The sequence below is a fragment of the Streptococcus sp. genome (assembly GCF_032481935.1).
Classification (GTDB): domain Bacteria; phylum Bacillota; class Bacilli; order Lactobacillales; family Streptococcaceae; genus Streptococcus.
This window is the reverse complement of sequence record NZ_JAWERU010000018.1, coordinates 23,304-29,544: the sequence shown is the minus strand read 5'-3', so window position 1 is coordinate 29,544 and position 6,241 is coordinate 23,304. Positions and strand designations below refer to the sequence as shown.

The window sequence follows — 6,241 nt, the reverse complement described above, 5'->3', positions numbered from 1 at the left end:
TTGCTAGCAGTTTGTACCAACAATGTTGCTGGACGTGCGTGAATACCTGTTTCTGCCACTACGTGGAAATCTTTAGAAGCCATAGTTTGACTCTCCTTTAATAGTTTTCTTGTTGAGTTACATATCTGATAACCCTTACAATTTAGTATTATATCACCTTCATTGATATTTTTCAAGTATTTTATGGACTTTCTTCAATTTCCTTTCAGATAACTTGCTGAAAATCTTCTATTAAATTTAACAAAACACAGTATGTAGTTTTTATTAAGACGTCTATAATGAAATCATTGATTTTTCTTTAGTTATTTTTCAATCCTACACTATATATTGTGTTTGTTGGTAAAATCAGTAAAACAAGTACACAAGATTTAGTTTTAGAAAGTTGACAAAGTTTTTTTTTCTGATATACTAAGAAAGTAATAATTTTTTTAAAAGGAGTTACAGAATGGTAACCGTTTATTCTAAAAATAATTGTGTTCAATGTAAAATGACCAAACGATTCTTAGATAGTAACAACATCACATATCGCGAAATCAATCTTGACGAACAACCTGAATTTATTGAACAAGTTAAAGAGCTCGGCTTTAGCGCTGCTCCTATTATTCAGACACCAACAGAAGTTTTCTCTGGGTTCCAACCAGCAAAACTCAAAAAACTTGCTTAAGAATCAGGACTAAAGCTTCTATGTCTACCTTAGAAGCCTTTCTTTTGTAATTAGATAAAGGATTTTTTATGGGATTAAAACAACTTGAAGATGTGACTTACTTCCGTCTTAACAACGAAATTAACCGTCCTGTTAATGGACAAATCATGCTTCACAAAGACAAGGAAGCTTTAGAAGCCTTCTTTAAAGAAAATGTTGTACCAAATACAATGGTTTTTAACTCAATTACGGATAAGATCAACTTCCTCATTGAGCATAACTACATTGAGACAGCATTTATCAAGAAATACCGTCCAGAATTTTTGGAAGAACTGCATCAATTTATTAAGGATCAAAACTTCCAATTTAAATCTTTCATGGCTGCCTATAAATTCTATAATCAGTATGCTTTGAAAACTAATGATGGGGAGTACTATCTTGAAAGCATGGAAGACCGCGTCTTCTTTAACGCCCTTTATTTCGCAGATGGTGACGAGGCGATTGCTATCGATATTGCCAACGAAATCATCCACCAACGTTATCAACCTGCTACTCCTTCTTTCTTGAATGCAGGCCGTGCGCGTCGTGGTGAGTTGGTATCTTGCTTCTTGATCCAGGTAACCGATGATATGAACTCTATCGGACGTTCTATCAACTCAGCTCTTCAACTTTCACGTATCGGTGGTGGCGTGGGAATTTCCCTCAGCAACCTTCGTGAAGCTGGAGCTCCTATCAAAGGCTATGAGGGTGCCGCTTCTGGTGTCGTACCTGTTATGAAGCTTTTCGAAGATAGCTTCTCTTACTCTAACCAATTGGGTCAACGTCAAGGTGCTGGGGTTGTTTACCTCAACGTCTTCCACCCAGACATTATTGCCTTCCTTTCAACTAAGAAAGAAAATGCCGATGAAAAAGTTCGTGTCAAGACTCTCTCTCTTGGTGTTGTAGTACCAGATAAATTCTACGAATTAGCACGTAAAAACGAAGAAATGTATCTCTTCAGTCCTTACTCTGTAGAACTTGAGTACGGAGTGCCGTTCAACTACATCGACATCACTGAAAAATACGATGAATTGGTTGCAAATCCAAATATCCGCAAGACAAAAATCAAGGCTCGTGATTTGGAAACTGAAATCTCTAAATTGCAACAAGAGTCTGGCTACCCTTATGTAGTCAACATCGATACTGCTAACCGTGCAAATCCTGTTGATGGAAAGATTATCATGAGTAACTTGTGTTCTGAAATTCTTCAAGTCCAAGAACCAAGTCTTATCAACGATGCTCAAGAATTCCTTAAAATGGGGACTGATGTCTCATGTAACCTTGGTTCAACCAACGTAGTCAACATGATGACTTCACCAGACTTTGGTCGCTCCATCCGTGCTATGGTTCGTGCTTTGACCTTTGTTACTGATAGTTCTCACATTGTAGCTGTTCCTACTATCGACCATGGAAATAGCCAAGCTCACACATTCGGACTTGGTGCTATGGGACTTCACAGCTACCTTGCCCAACAACTGATTGAGTATGGATCACCTGAGTCGGTTGAGTTTACAAGCATCTACTTTATGCTTATGAACTACTGGACTTTAATTGAGTCAAACAACATCGCGCGTGAACGTGGTGTTACCTTCCATAACTTTGAGAAATCAGACTATGCTAACGGAAGCTACTTTGACAAGTATGTGACTGGTGAATTCCTTCCGCAATCAGACCGTGTTAAAGAACTCTTTGAAGGTATCTTTATCCCGTCTGCTGCTGACTGGGCTGAACTTCGTGATAAAGTTAAAGCAGATGGTCTTTATCACCAAAACCGCCTTGCTGTAGCGCCAAATGGTTCTATCAGTTACATCAATGACGTTTCTGCTTCTATCCATCCGATTACGCAACGTATCGAAGAACGCCAAGAAAAGAAAATCGGTAAAATCTACTACCCTGCTGCTGGCTTGTCAACAGAAACCATTCCTTACTACACTTCTGCTTACGACATGGATATGCGTAAGGTCATTGATGTGTATGCTGCTGCAACTGAACACGTAGACCAAGGACTTTCACTCACACTCTTCATGCGTAGTGATATTCCGACAGGCCTTTACGAATGGAAGAAAGAAAACAAACAAACGACACGTGATTTATCTATCCTTCGTAACTATGCCTTTAACAAAGGTATCAAGTCTATCTACTACGTCCGTACCTTTACAGATGACGGTGGAGAAGTCGGCGCTAACCAATGTGAGAGCTGTGTGATTTAATTCAACTCTCAAAAAATTACATTTACTTAATCCATTAAACGTATTTTGCTGATAAAATCATGTAAGAATTTAAAAGTCGGGCTTCCGACTTTTTGTTCGAGTATAGCATAGAATTATGATAAAATAAGAGTGATTATGTTATCGCATTACTACACACAGAAAGAGATTTCAAATGAAAACTTACTACAAAGCCATTAACTGGAATGCCATCGAAGATGTCATCGACAAATCAACTTGGGAAAAGCTGACTGAGCAGTTCTGGCTCGATACACGTATCCCCTTGTCAAATGACCTAGACGACTGGAGAAAACTATCAAACAAAGAAAAAGACTTGGTGGGAAAAGTCTTTGGTGGTTTGACCCTTTTGGATACCATGCAATCAGAAACTGGTGTTCAAGCCCTTCGTGCTGATATTCGTACGCCTCACGAGGAAGCTGTTTTTAACAATATCCAATTTATGGAATCTGTTCATGCTAAGTCTTACTCTTCTATCTTTTCTACCTTGAATACTAAGTCAGAAATCGAAGAGATTTTCGAATGGACCAACACCAATCCATATCTTCAGAAAAAAGCTGAGATTATCAATGAAATCTACCTAAACGGAACTCCACTTGAAAAGAAAGTAGCTAGTGTTTTCCTTGAAACCTTCCTTTTCTACTCTGGTTTCTTCACACCACTCTACTATCTTGGAAACAACAAGTTGGCCAACGTGGCGGAAATAATCAAATTAATCATTCGTGATGAGTCTGTTCACGGAACCTACATTGGTTATAAATTCCAACTTGGTTTCAATGAATTGCCAGAAGATGAGCAAGAAAAACTCAAAGAATGGATGTACGACCTTCTCTATACTCTTTATGAGAATGAAGAAGGCTACACAGAGAGCCTCTATGACGAAGTCGGATGGACTGAAGAGGTTAAAACCTTCCTCCGCTACAATGCAAATAAAGCTCTTATGAACTTGGGGCAAGATCCTCTCTTCCCTGATTCAGCTGACGATGTCAACCCGATCGTTATGAACGGGATTTCAACTGGTACATCAAACCATGACTTCTTCTCTCAAGTTGGTAATGGCTATCTACTTGGTGAAGTTGAAGCTATGCAGGATGATGACTATAACTATGGACTAAATTAATACCTAACCTAAAAAAACATCTAAGTTTATTTAAAAACTAGATGTTTTTTTTTGTTTATTTTTGTTTTCTTTAAGTTGCTTAGCTGTTTAAAATATGATAAAATAATATTAGATTTGGGGGTGGTTCAATGCTGAAGCAAGAAAAATTAGATACTATTTTAGAAATTGTTAATACAAAAGGAACTATCACTGTTAAAGAGATTATGAATCGCCTTGATATTTCCGATATGACAGCTAGACGATATTTACAAGAGTTAGCAGATAAGGATTTGCTGGTTCGAGTTCATGGCGGTGCTGAAAAACTTCGAACAGGTTCCTTATTAAATAATGAGCGTTCTAACGTTGAAAAACAAGGGCTACAAACAGCAGAAAAACAAGAAATTGCTCGCTTTGCAGGTCACTTAGTTGAAGAAAGAGAAACTATTTTTATTGGTCCAGGTACCACATTAGAATTCTTTGCGCGTGAACTTCCTATCGATAACATTCGAGTTGTTACCAATAGTTTGCCTGTATTTCTCATTCTAAATGAGCGTAAGCTAACTGATCTCATTCTAATCGGTGGTAATTATCGTTCAATTACAGGAGCTTTTGTCGGTACTCTCACTCTTCAAGATATCGCTAGTTTGCAATTTTCAAAAGCTTTCGTTAGTTGTAATGGTATCAAGGATCATGCTATCGCTACTTTTAGTGAAGACGAAGGTGAAGCACAGAAATTAGCACTTGAAAATGCCAATAAAAAATATCTCCTAGCTGACCATAGCAAATTTGATAAATTTGATTTCTTCACATTTTACAATATCTCAGATATCGACACCATTATCACTGATTCAAAATTAAGTGACCAAACACTCCAATCACTGTCTAAACAAACTAAAATTATCAAGTCAAAACCTTAAACTCTACAACTAGTCATAGAATTTAGTAGCTACTACTAATTCCATGGCTAGTTTTTTATTCTTCAATCAATAATTTCCTTAGTGAAAGAAGTAAAGATTTATATTGCATACAAGTTTTATAAAAATAACACCTCACAATGCATTAAGAAATTATCTCTAAAATTTATCAAAACTATAACGATAGTAGTTAATTGTTATGAACATAAAAAGCATCGAAAATTCGATACTTTCTTTTTACACTCCAAGTTGAATATCAGGGTAATTTTTTGAGATAAGACTCCAAAGTTCTTCAAGCTCTTCTTGAACTGTTTTTGTTGATTTCAAAACCATATCTTGTTTTTTCTTGCCATTCTTACGGATATAACAAAATTGATAAATTTTTTTCGAAAACAAAGACTTATTAATCTTCGTTTCTACAAGATAAAGATGGTCTACATCTCTTAGGTCTAAAGCTTGCGTTCCTTTATAGTAAGTGATGAGATGGTTTTTATAAAGAATTACTTTTAGATTTTCATCATAAAATTCTGCTAAACCAGCCATATTTTCAACATTTCCTTGCAATTCAGGATAGGCTTGATAAATTTCTTCCAGAGAAGCAATCGTTTTTTTTCGAATAAGAAAGGCACTCACTACTAAAAATACTCCTGTTCCTCCAAAGAAAATCACCCCAATGATGAATATCCAGCCATCATTGGCATGTTCAGTCGTACTTAAATAAAGATTGCTATTCATATTTTGATAAACAACTGATGATGGTTCAAGGATAGACTTTAAAAAGCCCGATAAATCGACAATACGATTATTTCTTGACTTATTCTTTTTGTTTGCAAGTGGTTGTAGTTGCGTTCCAATTATGGTTGCTGGATGATCGTAAAGAGTTCCAGCCGTAGCCTGATCCATGATACTCTTAATTGTGGCATCATTCTCGCTAGCTTCAATCACTGCATATTTTCCATCTCCGTCCTTACTATATTGGACAAGATAAACTACACTACCGCCTTCAACTTCACCTACCACTTCTGGATAGATATCATAAACCGGCATTCGTACTTCAACTCCTGAATAACTATCACTGGCAAATTCTTTAGTGGGATTTTTATGCTTAATCCCCAAAAATCCCATCAATCCTGCCAAAGCCAAAACAATCAGTGCAATGACTAGCCCTGAAATAAATCCTTTATTTCTTTTTTCCTTAAACATAAGTGTCTCCTTTAGTTTGATGATTAAATTATATCAAAATTGATTAGTTTTTGAAATACATTTTTAGATTGCTAATCCATATCTAAAAAGAGTTTGAGAAAATCCCAAACTCTACTAA

General features: G+C 36.4%; 6 protein-coding genes. 4 read left to right on the top strand and 2 right to left on the bottom strand.

Translation table 11 applies throughout. The annotated features are described in order from the left end of the window. The coding region (locus E7C97_RS05160) for an HPr family phosphocarrier protein (protein WP_316108361.1) at positions 1-83 on the bottom strand (83 nt) is incomplete at its 3' end. Between the two features lie 362 nt (positions 84-445). On the opposite strand from E7C97_RS05160, the gene nrdH reads away from it, so the two are divergent. From nrdH to E7C97_RS05140, 4 genes are all read left to right on the top strand, one after another. Beyond that, positions 446-664, top strand: a complete 219-nt coding sequence (gene nrdH, locus E7C97_RS05155) for a glutaredoxin-like protein NrdH (RefSeq protein ID WP_016465794.1) — start codon at positions 446-448, stop codon at positions 662-664. 68 nt (positions 665-732) lie between these two features. After that, complete coding sequence (gene nrdE / locus E7C97_RS05150) at positions 733-2,892, top strand: class 1b ribonucleoside-diphosphate reductase subunit alpha (RefSeq protein WP_316108360.1); 2,160 nt, start codon at positions 733-735, stop codon at positions 2,890-2,892. A gap of 172 nt (positions 2,893-3,064) precedes the next feature. Continuing rightward, on the top strand, positions 3,065-4,027 hold the full coding sequence (nrdF, locus tag E7C97_RS05145; RefSeq protein ID WP_049526102.1) for a class 1b ribonucleoside-diphosphate reductase subunit beta: 963 nt from the start codon (positions 3,065-3,067) through the stop codon (positions 4,025-4,027). A gap of 128 nt (positions 4,028-4,155) precedes the next feature. Beyond that, positions 4,156-4,923: a DeoR/GlpR family DNA-binding transcription regulator gene (locus E7C97_RS05140; protein WP_000917594.1), complete on the top strand. Its 768-nt coding sequence runs from the start codon at positions 4,156-4,158 to the stop codon at positions 4,921-4,923. Positions 4,924-5,157: 234 nt separating this feature from the next. On the opposite strand, the gene E7C97_RS05135 is transcribed toward E7C97_RS05140, so the two are convergent. Continuing rightward, complete coding sequence (locus E7C97_RS05135; RefSeq protein WP_316108359.1) at positions 5,158-6,123, bottom strand: hypothetical protein; 966 nt, start codon at positions 6,121-6,123, stop codon at positions 5,158-5,160. Between the last annotated feature and the right edge of the window lie 118 nt (positions 6,124-6,241).

Coding starts and splice junctions, on each gene's coding strand:
- nrdH (WP_016465794.1), top strand. CDS start 446: ATGGTAACCGTTTATTCTAAAAATAATTGTGTTCAATGTAAAATGACC.
- nrdE (WP_316108360.1), top strand. CDS start 733: ATGGGATTAAAACAACTTGAAGATGTGACTTACTTCCGTCTTAACAAC.
- nrdF (WP_049526102.1), top strand. CDS start 3,065: ATGAAAACTTACTACAAAGCCATTAACTGGAATGCCATCGAAGATGTC.
- E7C97_RS05140 (WP_000917594.1), top strand. CDS start 4,156: ATGCTGAAGCAAGAAAAATTAGATACTATTTTAGAAATTGTTAATACA.
- E7C97_RS05135 (WP_316108359.1), bottom strand. CDS start 6,123: ATGTTTAAGGAAAAAAGAAATAAAGGATTTATTTCAGGGCTAGTCATT.